The 18,421-nt window shown below is 46.3% G+C and carries 16 protein-coding genes; 8 read left to right on the top strand and 8 right to left on the bottom strand.

Annotated features, from left to right (window positions below):
- Position 1 precedes the first annotated feature (1 nt).
- The 8 genes from uraH to LQZ07_RS10350 all read right to left on the bottom strand — a co-directional run bounded on the left by uraH (position 2) and on the right by LQZ07_RS10350 (position 11,188).
- Positions 2-328 carry a hydroxyisourate hydrolase gene (gene uraH, locus LQZ07_RS10315; protein ID WP_016400631.1) on the bottom strand — a complete coding sequence of 109 codons (327 nt, stop codon included), beginning with the start codon at positions 326-328 and terminating at the stop codon, positions 2-4.
- Entirely contained in the window at positions 325-840 is a 516-nt protein-coding gene (uraD, locus tag LQZ07_RS10320) for a 2-oxo-4-hydroxy-4-carboxy-5-ureidoimidazoline decarboxylase (protein WP_152786077.1), read from the bottom strand. Before uraD ends, uraH begins: the two co-directional genes overlap by 4 nt.
- Complete coding sequence (xdhC, locus tag LQZ07_RS10325) at positions 833-1,717, bottom strand: xanthine dehydrogenase accessory protein XdhC (protein WP_152786079.1); 885 nt, start codon at positions 1,715-1,717, stop codon at positions 833-835. Before xdhC ends, uraD begins: the two co-directional genes overlap by 8 nt.
- Positions 1,710-4,076: a xanthine dehydrogenase molybdopterin binding subunit gene (xdhB, locus tag LQZ07_RS10330; protein ID WP_152786081.1), complete on the bottom strand. Its 2,367-nt coding sequence runs from the start codon at positions 4,074-4,076 to the stop codon at positions 1,710-1,712. The genes xdhC and xdhB overlap by 8 nt, the downstream gene beginning before the upstream one ends.
- Positions 4,069-5,484 carry a xanthine dehydrogenase small subunit gene (gene xdhA / locus LQZ07_RS10335; RefSeq protein WP_152786083.1) on the bottom strand — a complete coding sequence of 472 codons (1,416 nt, stop codon included), beginning with the start codon at positions 5,482-5,484 and terminating at the stop codon, positions 4,069-4,071. Before xdhA ends, xdhB begins: the two co-directional genes overlap by 8 nt.
- 64 nt (positions 5,485-5,548) lie before the next feature.
- On the bottom strand, positions 5,549-6,505 hold the full coding sequence (locus LQZ07_RS10340; RefSeq protein ID WP_152786085.1) for an isopenicillin N synthase family oxygenase: 957 nt from the start codon (positions 6,503-6,505) through the stop codon (positions 5,549-5,551).
- Positions 6,506-6,575: 70 nt separating this feature from the next.
- Positions 6,576-7,655 carry a BMP family ABC transporter substrate-binding protein gene (locus LQZ07_RS10345; RefSeq protein WP_152786087.1) on the bottom strand — a complete coding sequence of 360 codons (1,080 nt, stop codon included), beginning with the start codon at positions 7,653-7,655 and terminating at the stop codon, positions 6,576-6,578.
- A 290-nt stretch (positions 7,656-7,945) separates the two neighbouring features.
- Positions 7,946-11,188, bottom strand: a complete 3,243-nt coding sequence (locus LQZ07_RS10350) for an RICIN domain-containing protein (RefSeq protein ID WP_152786088.1) — start codon at positions 11,186-11,188, stop codon at positions 7,946-7,948.
- 659 nt (positions 11,189-11,847) lie between these two features.
- Between LQZ07_RS10350 and LQZ07_RS10355 the strand changes: the two genes are divergently transcribed.
- The 8 genes from LQZ07_RS10355 to LQZ07_RS10390 all read left to right on the top strand — a co-directional run bounded on the left by LQZ07_RS10355 (position 11,848) and on the right by LQZ07_RS10390 (position 18,413).
- Positions 11,848-13,236, top strand: coding sequence for a nucleobase:cation symporter-2 family protein (locus tag LQZ07_RS10355; RefSeq protein WP_152786090.1), 1,389 nt, complete (start codon positions 11,848-11,850; stop codon positions 13,234-13,236).
- Positions 13,237-13,428: 192 nt separating this feature from the next.
- Complete coding sequence (locus LQZ07_RS10360) at positions 13,429-13,932, top strand: hypothetical protein (RefSeq protein ID WP_152786092.1); 504 nt, start codon at positions 13,429-13,431, stop codon at positions 13,930-13,932.
- A 95-nt stretch (positions 13,933-14,027) separates the two neighbouring features.
- Positions 14,028-14,378, top strand: a complete 351-nt coding sequence (locus LQZ07_RS10365; RefSeq protein WP_152786094.1) for a putative quinol monooxygenase — start codon at positions 14,028-14,030, stop codon at positions 14,376-14,378.
- A gap of 255 nt (positions 14,379-14,633) precedes the next feature.
- Positions 14,634-14,813 (top strand): hypothetical protein, encoded by a 180-nt coding sequence (locus LQZ07_RS10370; protein WP_152786096.1) that lies wholly within the window; start codon positions 14,634-14,636, stop codon positions 14,811-14,813.
- 3 nt (positions 14,814-14,816) lie between these two features.
- Positions 14,817-15,863 (top strand): arginase family protein, encoded by a 1,047-nt coding sequence (locus LQZ07_RS10375; RefSeq protein WP_152786098.1) that lies wholly within the window; start codon positions 14,817-14,819, stop codon positions 15,861-15,863.
- 64 nt (positions 15,864-15,927) lie between these two features.
- Positions 15,928-16,737, top strand: a complete 810-nt coding sequence (locus tag LQZ07_RS10380; protein WP_152786100.1) for a peptidyl-prolyl cis-trans isomerase — start codon at positions 15,928-15,930, stop codon at positions 16,735-16,737.
- Entirely contained in the window at positions 16,734-17,741 is a 1,008-nt protein-coding gene (locus LQZ07_RS10385; RefSeq protein ID WP_152786102.1) for a HupE/UreJ family protein, read from the top strand. Before LQZ07_RS10380 ends, LQZ07_RS10385 begins: the two co-directional genes overlap by 4 nt.
- Positions 17,742-17,831: 90 nt before the next feature.
- A complete protein-coding gene (locus tag LQZ07_RS10390; protein ID WP_152786103.1) occupies positions 17,832-18,413 on the top strand; it encodes a HupE/UreJ family protein in 582 nt (193 codons plus the stop codon).
- Positions 18,414-18,421: the final 8 nt, after the last annotated feature.

An 18,421-nucleotide genomic window follows, 5' to 3' on the forward strand; every position in this document is an offset into this window, starting at 1 on the left:
CTTAGCTGCCTCGATAAGTGGAATAGCTAAAGGTGCTTAACAGCAGCGGGATGTGGTAATGGGCTTGTTGCTCATCACTAATAAACACGACATCGGCTAAAGGAAAAAAGCATTGCTGGAAGTGCGCTAGGCAGTATTCTTCGGTAATAAAGCGTAGGCAGTAGCAATCGCTGGGTAAGTCTAATTGTTCAAACTTATAACGCCCGTCTTGATCGGTTAAGCCTTTGGCTAAGCTTTGGCTTTCGCCAAAGCGATAAATTTCTACCGCAATACCTGCTGCGGGCTGGCCACAAGTGGTATCGAGTACATGACAGCTTAAGGTGCTCAAAATAAGTTCTCCATTCTACGCAGGCTAATGCGTTGTTGTTGTTCGGCAGCATTATGTAATTCTTGCTCGCGACTATTCCCGTAGCGCTGCTCCAATATGTGCAGCATTTCCTCGGCGGATTTACCGCTAGCAAATACGATGAAGATGAAGCCATAACGGCTTAAATAACGCTGATTAAGGTCGAGTAAAGCACTAAGAGTGGCTTGCTGAGCATGGTTAACTTGTGCTTGCTCTGCTTCGCTTAAGTGCTTGGCTTGGTTGTATTTTTTTTGAAGGCTGGTTAAGTCACCAATCATTGGGTGACCCGCAAAAGCCTCCAGCCAATCGCTCTCTGTTAGCTGGCTAAAGGCTTGTTTCGCCATAGACATAAATTGCTCAACTGACTGAAAGGGGCGCAATGTTGTCATGGTGGTTTGCCATGTTTTGCTACTGCAAATACTGGCCATTTCGCTGATGAATTGACTGTGCGGAAGATTGTTTAGCAGCTTAAGATGTTTTTCGTCGTCACTCATTGAGCTGTTCTCCCGCAAGTTGTTTTCGCAGAGTATTGCTAGATTCCCATTGGTGTTTTTGCTGGTCCCTGTCACCGGTTTTAGCGTGTTTTTCTAGCAGCGTGATCAGCTGGGCGCTAATCGATACCGCGACTTGCATGGGTAATTTCCCACTCACCTCGGATAGGCCAATAGGGCAAGTTAGTTGATCACACTGTGCCGGATTTTCAAGTTGTTCGGCTAAGCGATACTTAAATCGTTGGGCTTTAGTTTGAGAGCCAATCACGCCTACAAAGGCTAAATCTCCTCGGCGCAGCGCAGCTAAGCTGAGAGCGAAATCTAAGCTATGGTCTTGGCTTAGAATGACAACATAAGAGTTGGCTTTTAGCTCTGCTACGCTATTTTCTGGCTGTGCGTGATAGTGGGTGTTCACACCAAATTGGCCAATTGAATCTAGCCATTGCTGGCGATTATCAATTACCTGTACTTGTACCGGCAGTTTCGCCAGTATTTCACATAAACAATGGCTTACATGTCCCGCTCCATAAATGGTGATAAGTGGCTGATCAACCAAGAAGTATTCGAACAATACTTGTACTGCACCCCCGCAACATTGGGCTAGATCCGCAGCTAAGGAAAAACGTTCAATGTGATTAGATTTTGTTCCCTTTTCTAGTTGCTCGCGTGCATGCTTGATCACCGAGAACTCTAAATTTCCACCGCCTAAGGTATCAAATTGTTGTTGCTGACTTATCACCATTTTAGCGCCTGTTGCTCGCGGCACAGAACCAGCCTCGGCCACAATGGTCGCAATACAAAATGGCTGCTGTTGCTGCTTAAGATAACTGCAGGCATCTAACCAGTTATTGGGTAAAAAGCGAGATTGCCAATCACTCATCTTGTGCCTCCATAAACTCATATTGCTTTTGGCAAGCCATTAAAATGCGCTCGCTGGTGGCTGGAGAATCTAACTGCGCTGGCTGCTTATGTTGGCTGATTGACGTCACTGCATCGTAAATGGCACACCAAGCGCTAATGGCTAGCATAAAGGGGGGCTCGCCCACTGCTTTAGAACGGTAGATGCTGTGCTCAGGGTTGGCTTGGTCGAACAAGGTAATGTTCATTTGTTCGGGGTAGTCGCCAATAGTAGGGATTTTGTAGTTTGCCGGGCTATTACTCAGCAACTTTCCTTTTTTGTCCCATACCAGTTCTTCGTTAGTAAGCCAGCCTAGGCCCTGAATAAAGGCGCCTTCTATTTGGCCAATGTCGATGGCCGGATTAAGGCTGGTGCCTACATCATGCAGTATGTCTACGCGGTCTACGCTCGTTTCCCCAGTTAGCGTATCAATGCTCACTTCGCTAACGGAGGCACCCAGTGCAAAGTAGAAAAACGGCCGCCCCTGTGCTTGTTCGCGGTCGTACCAAATTTTAGGTGTTTTATAAAAGCCAGTCGCTGAGAGTGACACTCGCTGCATGTAAGCTTGTTGCACTAACTCCGCCCAGCTAATGGTTTGCTCGGCGAGTTTAACTTGGCCTTGATTTATGGTGATTTGCTCTGCTGTAAGCTGGTAATGTTGCTGAGCAAATTCAAGCAGACGTTGTTTGATTTCTGTCGCCGCATTATGCGCTGCCATCCCGTTTAAATCACTGCCTGAAGAAGCCGCCGTGGGCGAGGTATTAGGCACTTTGTCGGTGCGGGTAGACGTAATCAGCACATAGCTAAATGGAATGCCCAAAGTTTGCGCCACAATCTGCTGAACTTTGGTATGCAGGCCTTGGCCCATTTCGGTGCCGCCATGATTCAACTGAACACTGCCGTCGGTATACACATGCAGCAGCGCGCCTGCTTGGTTAAGGTGTTTGGCGGTAAATGAAATACCAAATTTTACAGGGCTTAAGGCAAGGCCTTTTTTGATCAGCGAGTTAGAGTTGTTCCATTGATCTATTTGCTGACGACGCGCGCGGTAATCTGCGTTCACTTCTAACTGTTTAATTAAGTTAAGCTGGTCTTGATGTTGCTCTACTGGCATGCCGTAGTGGGTGGTGGCATGTCCATCTCGATAGAGGTTTTTGTAACGCACATCTAAGGCATCTTGGTCGGTAGCAATTGCGATGTCTTGCATAGCCTGTTCAATTAACATCATGCCTTGGGGGCCACCAAAGCCGCGGAAGGCAGTATGTGAAACGGTATCGGTTTTTAATCGATGACCTACGACTTCGGCTTCGCCTAAGCTGTAGGCGTTGTCGCTATGAAACATCGCCCTATCCACAATCGCGTCGGATAAATCAGGCGAGTGACCACACAAGCCATTCACTTCTAACTTAGCACTTTCAATGATTCCCTCGGCGCTTAAACCTAGTTGGTATCGGTTGTAAAAAGGATGGCGCTTACCGGTTACAGCCATATCTATACTGCGCGGTAGGCGTATTTTCACCGGTTTATTGCAATGCCAGGCTGCAAGGCTGGCTAAGCACGCCCATTGAGCGGCTTGGGTTTCTTTACCGCCAAAGCCACCGCCCATGCGGCGCATGTCTACGGTTACTTGGTGAAACACAATGCCTAATACTTCAGCTACTAGCTTTTGTACTTCGCTAGGGTGCTGTGAAGAGGTGTAAAGCATAATGCCGCCATCTTCGGTTGGCTGGGCGAGGCTTACTTGTCCTTCTAAATAAAAGTGTTCTTGTCCGCCAATATGTTGCTCACCAACTAATTGCAGTTCACTGCGCTCTAGCACGGCATCGGCTATTTGCTTACCCATGCAATGGCTTGGGCGCACCGTTGCATTGGGATGGCTTAAGTCGCTAATATCTTGCTTATTTAGCGCTAGCGTATCGGCGCTTTGGTATTGCACTAGCTCTTGATTGGCTTGGTGGGCAATTTGCCATGCGAGCTGGTGACTATGAGCAAGAACTAGCGCCACAGGCTGCTGAAAGTAGCTAATCTCGTTCTCACTTAACAGCGGGTCGCCTTTAAATATCGGGCCAATATCTTGGTGTCCGGGGATATCCTGGCAGCGAATTACCGCAACTACATCGGGGTGTTGTTGCAGCGAATCTAAGTGCTGAGCAAGTACTTTACCTTTGGCTATTTGGCTAGTGATTACTGCAGCATGCAAGCAACCGTTTGGCAGGTTATAGTCGTCGATGAACTGCGCTTCGCCAGCGACTTGTTTGGCTGCACTCTCATGGGGAATCGATTTACCCACTACTTGGCTTGGCGCAGTTTGTTCGAGGTGCTGAGTCGTTAATTTACGCATGGGCGGCTAACCTCGTGGGTAATTGTTGGCTATAGAGGTAGAAGCGTTTTAATAGATTCTGTACTAGCAATACCCTGTAAGCTGCGCTGGCTCGCACGTCATCAATGGGTTTTACATATTGCGGCACTAGGGCTTGTAGCTGTTTGAGTTTGTTGTTGTTGAAGACTTCACCCAATAAGCAGTTTTCAAGTTCAGTTAAGCGCACCGACTTAGCCGCCACGCCACCTGCTGAGATAACGCAGTGGTTTACTCTGCCTTGGTCATCACACTCCATGGCTACAGCCAATACCACGGTGGCGATGTCATCTTCATAACGTTTACTCACCTTGTAGATTTGATGCTTAAGTGTTGGAGACAAATCTGGCAGGTGAATGGCGCTAATCCATTGTTGCGGTTTTAAGCGCGTTTCGCGGTAGCCTGTGATGTAGTCTTCTGGTGCGTAAAGCTCGGTAGTGGCGCCATCATCTACTTCAATTTTGCCGTTTAGGCTAATTAGCAATGGAGCTATGTCACCAATGGGTGAGGCATTGCCTAAACTGCCACCTAAGGTGGCGCGGTGACGAATGGTAATACTGCCCAAGCGAGCAAAAATTTCGTCGGTAGTGGGGTAGTGCTGCGCCATAAATGCGTGAACTTTATCTAAAGGTACTGCCGCCCCTATGCGCCAACCATTGTTGGTGCGCTCGATGCCTGTGAGCTCAGGAAGGGCGGTTAAGTCGATAATTTCATCAATGCGTTGATACTGTTGAGTAACTTCTAATGCTAAATCAGTACCGCCGCCTATCCATTTGGCGTGAGGGTGTTTTGCGCGAATGCTGGCTAACTCACTGCGACTAGTAGGTTGCCAGTAGTGGTCGCTTTCTAGCTTGTCACATTGCTCCATCCAGTACTGCACGGCGGACTCATTTTCTTGAATATGATCCTTTGTTGCTGGCGCTGAAGCTACTTGCTTGGCGGCTTCGATAAGTGGCCCATAACCAGTGCAACGACACAAGTTGCCAGCTAAAAATTCTTCGGGATGCTCTGGTTTAGTTGTTTGACGAGATAAGGCGTATAAAGACATCACAAAACCAGGCGTACAAAAACCGCATTGGCTGCCATGTTTATCTACTATGGCTTGTTGAACGGGATGTAGCTCTTGGCCTTGCTTTAGGTACTCAACGGTAATGATTTGTTTACCGTGCAAAGAATGTAAGGGCGTAATGCAGCTGTTTATTTGTTTGTAACTAAGTTGTTGTTGCTGATCTTGGCTCACTATTACTACGGTGCATGCACCGCAATCGCCACTGGCGCAACCTTCTTTACTGCCCACTAAACCTTGTCGCTCGCGTAAAAAGCTAAGCAGCATGGTATCTGCCGCTTGCTGGCTTAAGGTGATGGCTTGGTCGTTAATCATAAGTTGTAACATGATTGCTCCGGAAAATTCGCAGTTATCAAGCTGGCTACTTGGTCAGCTTTTTGGCCAAATTTTTTTATTCTTGCTGGTCGTTTCTATAAGCGTAAGTATCGGCAAAGCGCGATAGTATCCATTCACCAGCCGTTATTTCGGGATACTGACTTTGCTCCCCAGGTGCTAAACAGCTCGCGAGAGTATTCACTGGAGTATCAAAGTCTGGCTCTACAAAAAAAGGCATTGAAAAGCGAGTGGTTTGCTGTTTTGGACTAAGCACTCTATGCGGCGTCGACTTGTATCGGCCATTGGTCCAACGTTGCATTAAATCGCCAATATTCACCACAAAACTATTCTCCACTGGTGGCGCGTCTAACCATTGTTGATTGCGGTCTTGTACCTGAAGGCCGCCGGTTTGATCCTGATAAAGCAAGGTAATGCAGCCATAGTCTGTGTGTGCGCCAGCGCCGTTATCATTTTGTTGCTGAGGCGGATAATGAATTAAGCGCAGCACACTAATCGGGCAGTTAAAATGCTTGCTAAAGAAGTCTTCGTTTTGGCCCAAGGCTAAAGCCATGGCCTTAAGTATTTTGAGGCCAACTTGCAAAGTGAGTTCGTAATGCTGCTGTAAAAGTTGGATAAAGCCGTCAAGATTTGGGTACTGGTTTGGCCCGTACAACTGTGGGTAACGCGCAACTTGTGGATGATAAAGGCTAAGATCTAAAGCCATATCAAAGGTTTCTTTGCAGTCTTTAGGGCCGCTTGGGTCAAGCTGCTCAGCACTTACTTGTCCCCAACCTCTATGGTTGGCCGAGTGCTGAATATTGATCTTTTGTTTTTCTTGTTCACTAAGCGCAAAGAACTTCGCAGCCATGGCTTGCATAGCAGCAAATTGCTCGCCAGGAATGCCATGACCGGTCACATAAAAAAAGCCCTTGTCACGACAGGCAGAATCGATGGCTTGAATGGTTTCTTGCCAGTGCTGACTATCGCTATGATTTAGCGTAGAAATATCAATAATAGGTAGGGCTAAGTTCATCTTACTCTCGCTGTAAAGGCCCAGTTAAGCTGGGCACCATTAAGAACATCGGTTTATTTGGGGTTTAGGTTTACTTAGGGATCGTTGCGTCGATGCCTTCTACGTACCACATCACACCCGCTAGCTCTTGGTCGTTAAGCGTTTTACTTGCTGGGATCACCTCTTTACCGCTGTTGTCTTTCATTGGGCCGGTAAATGGATGAAATTCGCCCGATTTAATCTTGGCTTCAGTTTCGCTAATGGCGGTTTTTACGTCGTCGGGTAGGGCTGGGTTAACCGACACAATTTGCAGAATGTTTTCTGCAAAACCACCCCAGTAATCTTCTGGTTTCCAGGAGTTAGAAAGAACTTCCTCAACGGTGCGAATGTAATGCGGTGCCCAAACATCACGTACCGAGAACATATGTGCAGTAGGGGCAAATTGGCTCATATCCGATGCTTGACCAATGCCCATTACGCCGCGCTTCTCGGCTGCAATAAGAGGTGCAGGGCTGTCGGTGTGCTGCAAAATAATGTCTACGCCTTGGTCCATAAGGGCGTTGGCAGCGTCTGCTTCTTTACCTGGATCGTACCACGTATTTACCCACACAATCTTAATTTGCACATCAGGGTTTACGCTTTTTGCGCCTAAGTACACCGAGTTAATGTCACGGATTACTTCCGGAATGGGGAACGAGGCAATGTAACCAATCACATTGGTTTTGGTGGTCATGCCAGCGGCCACGCCTGATACATAACGGCCCTCGTAAGTGCGCAATACATAAGTAGATACGTTTTTGCTGCGTTTGTAGCCGGTAGCGTGTTCAAAGGTAACTTTAGGAAAGCGTTTTGCGGCCTTGATTGTTGGGTTCATAAAACCAAAAGACGTAGTGAAGATAACGTCGTGACCTGATTTGGCCAACTGGGTAATCACGCGCTCTGCATCTGCGCCTTCAGGAACGTTTTCTACAAAGGTGGTACTAACTTTTCCGCCAAAGTGCTGCTCCATCTCAATTCGGCCTTGGTCGTGTTCATAACTCCAACCGTGGTCTCCTACAGGGCCAACATATACAAAGCCTACTTTTAGTGGCTCGTCGGCAGCCATGCTAACTGGTGCTATTAAGGTGGTTACAGCAAAGGCTGCAGCACTTATCCATTTATTTAGTTTCATTTAGAACTCCGTTTCTTGGAATGGCGGTTAGTTAAAAAATTGAAGTAGCAAAAAGCTGGCCACTTGGTCATGTTTTTTGATTTAAGTCAATAAATCCCAATTTCACAAGCTTTGTTGAGTTTAGTTGAAGGAATTGTTAATGCGACGGTTTTAAATGAATGATTGTTTGTGGTGCAGCAAATGCTAGCTACGCACCAATGTTAGGCGATTTTGCTTGGTAAATGATTAGGGGTAGGCGAGGTGTAAAAAGAAAAAAGAGCCGCGCAAAGCGGCTCTTAAACCTTACTGGTTTATTCTATAAAGCGGAGAAGTTGGTTAGCTTGGTTACCACAATTCCACTGCTGAATGCTTGCTTGGTTAGTACTAGCGGCATTTTTTACATCAATACATTTTGCGGAAGGTTTAGCACGCAGCTCAAACCAACCGTCTTGTTGTTCAACTAACTGCCAAACTTGGTTTGGGTTGTTGTTATCACAAGAATACTGCTGCAATTTTCCACCATTGGCGGTGGTGCCACTGGCTAGGTCGACACATTTGTTGCTCACCTTAGCTTTAATGGTGTACCAGTTGTCTCCTAGAGGCGTAAACAAAAAACGTTGGTTGTCGTTTTGAGTATTACAGGTCCATTGGTGATATTGACTACCGTTTGTGGTTTTGCCACCTGCTACGTCCATACATTTGGCGCTGTGTTTAAATTGCAGGTTAGTCCAAGTGCTAGGTGTAATAAGTGCGTCACTTATAACGCTTACATTGTTTACTTGGTTAGTGGCTAAGTTACTGTGCCAATCGGTCCCTAATGGGCGGATACTGTTTTTAACGGTATAGGTGTTGGCGGCTTGTGCCACTTCATCAAGTTCAACGGTAAGTTGTACGCTGCCTTCACCTGCTTCTACTTGCTCGGTAGCTTGAGCCAACCATTGATTATTCAGCCATAGCTCAACCACTACGTCACGCTGTTGAGTCGCGCTGTAGTCAACAGTAAATTGATAGCTTTGAGCCTGCAGCAATTCGGTAGAAGGCATTACTAGCTTGGTAGTGTCTTCACTAGGAAGGTCGCTAACAATTTCAATATTGCTGATCTGCTCGAAATCAAGATTGTCTTGCCACGATGTACCGCTTGGGCGAATAGAGCCTTTAAGCTTGTAGCCTTGGCTACCTGCGGCCGGTGCGGTGCTAAGATCAATAGTGACTGAGGTAGTGCCCGAACCCGGAGGTACGCTGGTTTTGCCAGAAGCTAGCCAGTTTTGTTCATCCCATAACTCTACAACCAAGTCACGTTGTTGCATGGCCGAGTAATCAAGCTTAATGGTGTATTGCAGAGCGCTAGTGAGTTCTTGGTAGCTTTCTACAAATACGATTTGGTCGTAGTTTGCGCCGCTGTCACTTTCAATCACAATATCGTTGATTTGGGTTTGTTTGATAATGCTAGCAACATCGCCACCTTGAGGGCGAATATTAGCCTTCATGATGTAGCCAGTTTCGCCAGATACCGTTTCATTTGCCAAGGTAACATCTATGGTTTTAGTACCTTCTCCAGCAGCTACGTTAACAGTTGTGCCCGCTAAGTAACTTTGATCTTTCCAAATGGATACGGTTAAGTCTCGGCTTTGGCTGGCGCTGTAGTCCAGTGTAACGGCGTAGGTTTTACCCGGTGCTAGGCTGTCGATGGTGTTGGCAAAGCTTACCGCATCTTGGGTTACGGCAGCGTTACTTTGGTTGTTCACCTCTAAAACCACCGAGCTTACGCGACCGTCTGAGTCGGGGAAGGTTATGCTAACAACATTGTTTTTGCTCAGTAAATTGTTGGGAACTGGGATATGCAGGGCGCCAAAAAAGTCATCGCGTGAGCTTTGATCGCCACCTTTCCAGTTATTCGGAACAGTTAGTGCAGTGCCGTTTATTTTCACGACTGGCTTTTTCGATTTGTTGTGTTTACGACCAATACTCACTTTTAGGTTTGAGGTACCTTGGCCGGCACTAACGTTGTTAATCGCAAAGTTAAGCGCTTTGTTGGCAGAAATGGTTTGTAAGTTAGTGGTGCTGTAATAGCTGTTTACATGTAGCGTGTTGTCTAGGTTGATGTTTTGATTAAAGCTGTATTGCAAAACAACTGTTTCGCCAGCAATTAAGCTCAAGCTACTTGGAGCATTTACATTACTGTTGTCTTGATAAACGGGAGCAGCATTTGGGTAAATTTTTAATGATTTTTTAGCCACCTTATTAATGCTACCTAGGCTGCTTACAAAATCTAAACTAACTTGCTCGGTATTCTCAGACAAACTATTAAGCGCAACGTACGCTTTGTTGCCGTCTACAAACGCTTGTACTTGAACATCTGGATTGGAACTTTGGCTTTTAACTCGAACCCCTTTTACATCTGACCATAGTTGGTAGAAGTGAATACGTGGAGTCCAGAAGAAGCGGGTAGGTTTGCCGTTAACAATGCTGCTTGGGTCGGGGCGAGTAATTACTGCGCCGTATGGTTCCCAGTTGTTTGCGGCATTGTAGTGCCAGCTAGCTTTACCGGTAATAAAAGGAATAGAAGTTAGTAAGCGATCTTGGCGGTCTAACAGCTGGAATAACATGTTGTTGATAGAGCGAACCGATTGCACACTAGCAATGTCGCTGTAGGTGTCGCCGTAACCTTTTTCAATGCCACCATATTCGGTAATGGCCAGCGGTTTAACCTGTGCCCATTTGTGGTAGCTGTAGCTTTCTACTAAATCTAAGATCGCGTCTAAGTTACTGCCAGAGCGTTGGCTATTCGCGCCAGTTACGTTTACGCCATCGTATAAATGTACTGAAAAAGCATCTATGTATGGGCCTGCGCTATCCATGAACATTTTCATGCGGGTATCAAAGTGTCTAAAATCCCACAATTCCATCGACGGCCAAGCACCAGCATAACCGATCACTTTGGTATCTATGTTTTCTTGGTCAAACTTTTTACCAATTTGCTTGAACAGCTCAGTAATTTTAGAGCGTGCTAGGTCGGCGTCGATCCCAAACTCACCGGCATGTACAAAGGGCTCGTTAATTGGCTCATAAAAAATGGGGCGAGTGCTGTCATCGAAGTAGTGTTTAAAGTAGTTGGCTGCCCACTCAGCGGCTTTTACAGGGTCTTGATTGGCTGCAAATGCGTTTCGCGGATGGTCGGTAACAATGTAGCGATTCGAGAAATAAGCATAGTTGTTGTGGTTTTTGGTGCTACTAATGTTTTTGGCGCCATTGGTTTTAGCGGTGGCTTCGTTAGGGTAGGAGTCATGCCCTTTATGGGCCGAAAACGGACTCCAAAAGCCGCGGCCAAAGCCTGCGTTTAGATTGTTAGTTAAATACTCAAGCTCATCATTGGTAACTTGGTTTTCTGAGTGGGTGGTATGTAGGTTAAAGTATTTTTCGCGATCTAACTGAGATTCGCCGCCAATAAATTTTTGGGTGTTTAAGTCGATGCTTACGCTAGTAGCTGCGTAGGCGCTGCTAGTAAAAAGACTAAAGCATGCACCAACTAGCGCAGAGGCTGTGGATAATTGCATTTATTTCTCCATGATAGTGTTTTAAAAACATGTGGCATGGGTGTTAGTTAAATGCTTTGCTGATGCCTTAGCTTAGTTAGCTAATTATTGGCGGCAACAAATCTAGTTTGCGCAATGTAACACTCATATCATCCTGATATTGCTAAGCTTTGTCCCTTCACTTTATTACTTGCTTGTTTATTAAGGGGCACTTAAACCAAACCTGGTTGGGCAAGATACTAGAGCAGCATCAATTGACATTAAAATTAAGAATTAAATTTATCATTAAGCTGTGAGCCTTATCACGTTAATATCCAGAATTAGCGCGAGCCTGTCGCTAATAAAAGACAGTTATCTAACTGTTATTTAAGGATTTTGGTTCGTACTGCCAGTCAAGAGTAAAACACTAAATCGGCGCATTCGATGTGCTGCTCGGCATTGATAGTTGCTGGTGCACGTATTGGTGAGAGCGCACCAATTAAACGCGTAATGATATGAATGTTGCTAGCTCGTTGAGTAAAGGTTTATTGGCAAGATTCCTCGTCTAAGTGATTGAATAAATGATACTTGTTGTAGGGTGTTTGTTGCTAAAAGGTAAATTGGCAAGTTCCTTGCGTTATTAATCTGACCTAGTGGTCAGATATCTGCTTGTGATATAGCGAAATAACAGGGAGTAAAGCATGAGTGCAAATACGGAAAAAGCGATACCAAAGGAGTTGTTGTACCAACTAGAGGAGAGACCAGCGGTAGCAGAAGCTTTTTTTGCTGGGCTACAACATGTATTGGCATGTTTTGTTGGCGTGATAACCCCAACCTTGATTATTGGGGGCGTATTAGGCTTAGGCTCGCACATTCCCTATTTGATTAGTATGGCGCTCATTGTATCTGGCGTTGGAACCTTCATTCAGGCAAAAAGGTTAGGCCCTATTGGCGCAGGCATGATTTGTGTGCAAGGTACCAGCTTCGCTTTCTTAGGCTCGATATTGGCGGCAGGCTTTATCGCTAAAAGCCAAGGCGGCGGTCCCGAAGAGATATTGTCGCTAATATTTGGCGTTTGTTTTTTGGGTGCTTTTATCGAGATTTTCTTATCGCAAATGCTGGTTAAAATGAAAAAAATCATCACGCCATTGGTGACCGGAATAGTGATTACCATCATTGGTATTTCGCTGATAAAAGTAGGCATGACCGATTTGGCGGGTGGCTTTAAAGCTGCCGATTTTGGTAGCTTACAAAACCTAGGCTTGGGCTTCACTGTGTTGGTAATTATTATTGCTTTAAACCGTTCGGCAAATCCTTGGCTGCGCCTCTCATCAATTGTTATTGGCTTGCTCGCTGGTATGTTAATCGCGCTATTTATGGGGAAAGTAGATTTTTCTTCGCTAGGCTCACAACCTTTGGTGAGTATTCCTGTTCCCTTTAAATATGGTTTTAGTTTTGACTGGGTGGCCTTTCTACCTATTGCGCTTATCTACTTTATTACGGCAATAGAATCGGCTGGCGATATTACCGCTAACTGCGCTATCTCGCAGCAAGAGATTAAAGGAGACAGCTACTTAAAACGGGTGCGTGGCGGAGTGTTAGCCGACGGCGTTAACTCCTTAATTGCCGCTGTTTTTAATACTTTTCCAAACACTACTTTTAGCCAAAATAATGGAGTGATTCAACTAACCGGCGTAGCCAGTCGGTATATAGGTTATTACATTGCACTAATACTCGTGGTACTGGGACTATTCCCCATATTAGGTGCTGTTTTACAGCAAATTCCTAAACCAGTGCTAGGCGGAGCCACCTTGGTAATGTTTGGTACAGTGGCGGCAGCAGGGATTAAAATTATTGCTAGCGAAACACTTAATCGCCGAAAACTACTTATTATGGCAGTGTCTTTTGGCGTAGGTTTAGGCGTGACAATGGTACCCGACCTACTACAACACGCGCCTAAATTGGTTCAAAACATCTTTGGTTCAGCAGTTACCTCCGGTGGTTTAGTCGCTATCTTGCTTAGTTTGTTATTACCTGAGCAGCCATCTTCTGTTGCGGCTCAACTCAAACCGAGTACGCAACAATCATAGAATTAATGAGCCTTAGAGTTTACTTGTGTAATTAACTTAGCTTTGGCAGAATGCGGGCAGGTGCTAAGGGGCGCCTGCCCGCCAAGAGGAACTCACCCTTAAGCACATGCTTAGTTACACATCATTACGACACTGTATGTCATTCTGAATATTGTTTTGCGGGGAACAACTTAAGTATTTAGGAGCATAGAGATGTTATCTGCCGTTGAAGAACTTAAAATTCGCAGTAAAATTTTGCTTAAACAGCGCCATACTGCCGATTCCCCATTAGCAAGTTTAGCTAAAGACAAATCACCACAACTAAAACATGCCTTGTTGTATGTAGCGCGAGAAGCGGGCTTTAAAGACTGGCAACACGCCCAAAGTGTATTGTCGTGTCAGCACAAGCAAACCATGCAACAAGATAGCGGCAAGTTTTGGTACTCGCCTGCTTGTATGGCGTTGCTTAATCATTGGTGCGCCAATTATCCCGAGGCTCTGGCTCTGCAAGCCAAGCAGGGAGGGGTAATTCTTCCCTATAAAAGCCAATATGTAGTGGCCAAGGCAAGTTATATTGAGGCTTTGGGTTTATCACCTAAAGATCCGCTATGGGAACCACTGGAATATAACTGGTGTGAAGGCTCGTCTGCGCTGCGCCAAGAGTTAGCTTACAAGCGCTTGTTGGCAATGCAAACGCAGCGATATAAAGCTTGTTAATAGCCAATTAGTTGCAGCGTTTGCCCGCACAAAGGCTTATTATTGATATTTTTAAGAATGGCGAGCCCAGCTCGCCGCTTTATTAAGGAAGCCTTATGTCTAAAAAGATCTATTGCATTGCCATGTTTAAACCTAAAGCCGGTAAGCAAAACGAGCTGTTTAAAGTATTGCAAGCGCTAGAGCCAAACACCTTGCGTGAAGATGGCTGTATTCAATACACGGTTACACGCCAAATTGACAACCCTTTTGCTCTGGGCACTGGTTATCCCATCGCCTTTCAAGAGATTTGGGCGGATAAAGAAAGTTTTGAAGCGCACTGCCAACGCAAAGAAATTAGCGAGTTTTTTCAAACCCATTGTGTTGCAGAAACAGGCTTAGTAGAAGATTCAAATGTTTGTGTATACAGCGACGAAGCAGAAGATTCTGACGCGCCAGTATTTGCTTAGTCTTAAGTAGATAAGAGCGCCAATAGGGCGCTCTTTTTTGCTCAACGATAGGTTTTTTCATTAGCGAGAAGTGAAGCTATAAGTTAACTCGTTTTTGTCCAAAAATAAGCTAGCGTAACTGATTGAACGTTAAAGATGCTCTAAGAGGACATTGGAAGCGATAACAGGAAATGTGTTGATGGCGGCCCATACCTGCGTGTGCTAGGCTTTTGTTTATGAAGAATTATTCAACAGCAAAAGCATGGAGCATAAAGCATGAATACCTTTCTTAGCCGCGTATTATTAACCGTTGGTATCGCTGTTACGTTTAATACTTCCGCTTCAGAAAGCGATGGCGGAATTCCTTACAAGTGGGCTCCTTGGAAAGATCCTGAAAACCCGATGATACTCAAGATGACTGACGAGAAAGATGTCTTGTTTGAGCGCCGGGATTAGTCGATGGGTGCCAAGCGTGAGCCCGGACTCTTCTATCCAAACCGCTATACCTTCGGCCCGAACTGGACGGCAATACCGACCTTTTTGGGGGCGCCGATTGCCCAGACTCCAGAAGACCTAAAAGCGGCTAAAGTTGACATCGCCATGTTCGGTATGACGATTGGTGATCAGGTGTTACCAGGCGGCAGATTTGCTGCCCAGCAGATGCGTTCACTGATTGATTACATGTCGTACCCTGCTCAGGGCGAAGATCAGTTTATTGGTGTTGATATCGGCAAGCTGGTCATGGCTGATTACGGTAACGCAGCCGCTAACTGGATGGCGGATAATCAGGTCAACCTTGACGAGGTGCATAAAATCGTCAGTGAAATCTTAAGTACTGATGCGATTCCTGTTGGTATTGGCGGCACCCATATTCAAAGTTACGGATTTATGACCGCGCTAGCTGAGAAGTATGGTCCCGGTGAAGTGGCTATCGTTCACGTAGATGCACACTACGACGCCTATAAAGCGGGCGCAGGTCGTTTCGTTCACAATGGGTCTTTTTTCAAACTGGCTGTCGACTCAGGAGTTATAAAGGGCAGTGACATCTATCAAGTTGGCCTGCGCGGCACAACGCCTGGGGCTTACGATCTAAACTGGATGCGTGAAAACAAGTTGAATTTTCACTTCCAGGCTGAAATCGAGAAATATGGGTGGGATGCGGTGCTAGCTAAGCTGCTTTCAGAGGTCAAAGGCCGCAAGGTATACATCACCTTTGATATGGACGGGGTTGACCCAGCATATGTACCTGGTGTGGGCTCGCAGGATCCTGACGGCCTAACGGCTGGCCAAGCGATCCAACTGGTGCGGGCTTTGGGCATTCAAAACCAAATCGTCGCTGCTGAATTTAATGAGTACAACCCATTTCTGGATGATGCCCATCAAACAACTGGCATTCTGATGGATCGCCTGATCCGTTCGCTACTCGGTGGAATACAAGGGCGCCGAGAGGGAATTGAAGATCCATTCTACTACGACCCTGAACGCCTAGTGCACGCCAACCAATAACACCTTTCCCAACAAGAGGCCGGGTATCCGGCCTCGTAAACGCTGAATGGATTCAGGGCTATAAATGGACACGAAGTACGCTTTCCTGAAAGAACCATTGTTACATTTCCTCCTTATGGGAGGGGTGATTTTTCTTGCCGATGCATTGTTAGCAAGTGATCGCAAAGAACAAATCTTCGTTGACCAAAGCAGTATCGACTATTTGGTCAAGCAGCAAGAAAGGCTATCGCTGCGTACTTACAGCGATGAAGACATTGATCAGTTGATTGCGTCCTACATTGAAGATGAAATCCTTTATAGAGAGGCGTACAAGCGTGGATTGAACCAAGGAGATACACGCATGCGCCGCAATATGATCCTCAAGCTGAGGGGATTGATGATCGCTAAGGTGAAGGAGCCCTCCGAAGCTCAACTAAAAGATTTCTACCAAAATAACCTCGAACTCTACACTAGCCCTGAGCAGTTTCAGGTCGATCATGTTTATTTTAAAGATGAAAGCAGTGTCTCACCTGGTCTGCTCGATGAGCTCAATCAAGGGGCAGATTTTCGGTCCTTGTCTGAGTCTTATTTTCAGACCTATGGCCAGTCTTCAATTAATAGTCCCCGCAGTGAACTGGCGTCTTTGTTCGGTGAACAAGCTTCTCGTTACATCGTAGAGACTGACTCTGACCATTGGATGGGACCATTCTCATCAGTTCAAGGGCTCCACTTTGTTAAACGATCCGGGATAGCCCCGCCAAAAGTTGCGGCTTTTGAACAGGTAGCACCTTATCTGCCAATGGACTGGCAAGCGGCTGAGGCCCGCAAGTTAATTGATGCTGAGCTTGATAGTGTGCGTGAGAACTACAGCATCGTGGTGGAGCGCACCCAATGACACAGGCGGTTCAGTCATGGATGCTAGCTATTGCGCTTTTTTTTGTTACCGCAAGTGTATTTGCACACGATATTGGTGTGTCCAAGGCTGAACTCGTCGAGGGTTCTAACAACCAGTACCAGCTTCGAGTTCATGCTCCAGCAATGATGGCCGCCCGCTTTTCGTCACCGCAGCTGCCGGAAGACTTTGAATTTACTGCAAACCCACGAGGCAGTCAGCAGGGGCAGTGGAAGGTCTTTGAGTTTTCAGCGGAGCGTGCACTGAGAGCAGGGGATGAGATTAGGCTTGCTTGGGAGCGAGATGGTCTGATGGTGACTACTTACTGGGGAGATGGTAGCCAAGTCAGTCGATTGTTTAAAAATCAAGCCGGTGCGATCACCTTGTCAATGGCGCAATTAAAGGCTAGCTCTGGTAGTTGGCAAGATGCAGCACAGCGCTATTTGTTTTTGGGAGTTGAGCACATCCTACTAGGAGTAGATCATCTGTTGTTTGTACTGGGTTTGCTCTGGATCGTTCGAGGATCTGCAGCCCTGGTTAAAACCATTACAGCTTTTACTCTGGCTCACAGTATTACCCTTGGACTAGCCACCTTTGATTATTTAACCCTTCGTTCGGCACCCGTTGAAACCTGTATCGCGCTAAGTATCGTATTTCTCGCGGTCGAGATCATGCGGGCGCGTGAGGGGCAAACAGGCTTGACTCATCGATATCCATGGGTCGTCGCATTTGCTTTTGGTCTGCTGCATGGTCTGGGCTTTGCGGGGGCTTTATCAGAGATTGGACTAGCCCAGAGTGAGATCCCACTGGCATTACTATTTTTCAATGTGGGTGTCGAGCTTGGCCAGTTAATCTTTGTCTTTACCGTCTTGGTGGTGGCGTTATTCGGTCGAAAGCTAAACCTAGCCATACCAAACCATATTCGAGTGTTACCCGTATATTGCCTTGGAGGGCTCTCAGCCTATTGGCTCTTGACGCGAGTAGCACTGCTTGGTTCATCAGTTTAACTTTCTTAGCTTTGCCAAACAGAATTGTTGTAACCTAGCTAAAAAAACACAGTCTAATCAATATCCGTTTCAAAGAATAAAAGGAATTACATGAAAACGAATCAATTACTATCCATACTCGCGGCTATGTTGCTGCTGTCATTTAATGCCAGTGCACATGAAGTAACCGGCTTTGGGGGCGGATTCGTAAGTGGTTTTGTGCACCCCGTTCTTGGTGTAGACCATGTCGTGGCTATGATTGCCGTTGGGCTTTGGGGAGCATTGCTCGGTGCCCCTGCTAATTGGGTATTGCCTGTTGTATTCCCGTTAGTGATGGCTTTTGGTGGTGTTTTGGGGATCATCGGCCTTCCAATCCCCGCCGTGGAGACTGGCATCGCAACTTCAGCAGTTGTGTTGGGGGGGATGATAGCTTTTGCCTTGAAGCCTCACTTGCTGGTTGCGGCCATCGTCGTTGCCATATTTGCTATTTTTCATGGGCATGCTCATGGTACAGAGCTGCCACAATCAGCGACTCCCTTGGCGTATAGCATAGGATTTGTATTATCCACGGGACTGTTGCACCTGTGCGGTATTGTGTTTGGCCAGCTTGTACGTGCACCAGCCGGAAGGGTGCTCATTCAGGCGACGGGCGGCGTGATTGCTACGGCTGGTGTTTGGATCCTCGTTGGGTGAGCGTAACC

The sequence above is a fragment of the Agarivorans sp. B2Z047 genome (genome assembly GCF_023373605.1).
GTDB lineage: Bacteria > Pseudomonadota > Gammaproteobacteria > Enterobacterales > Celerinatantimonadaceae > Agarivorans > Agarivorans albus.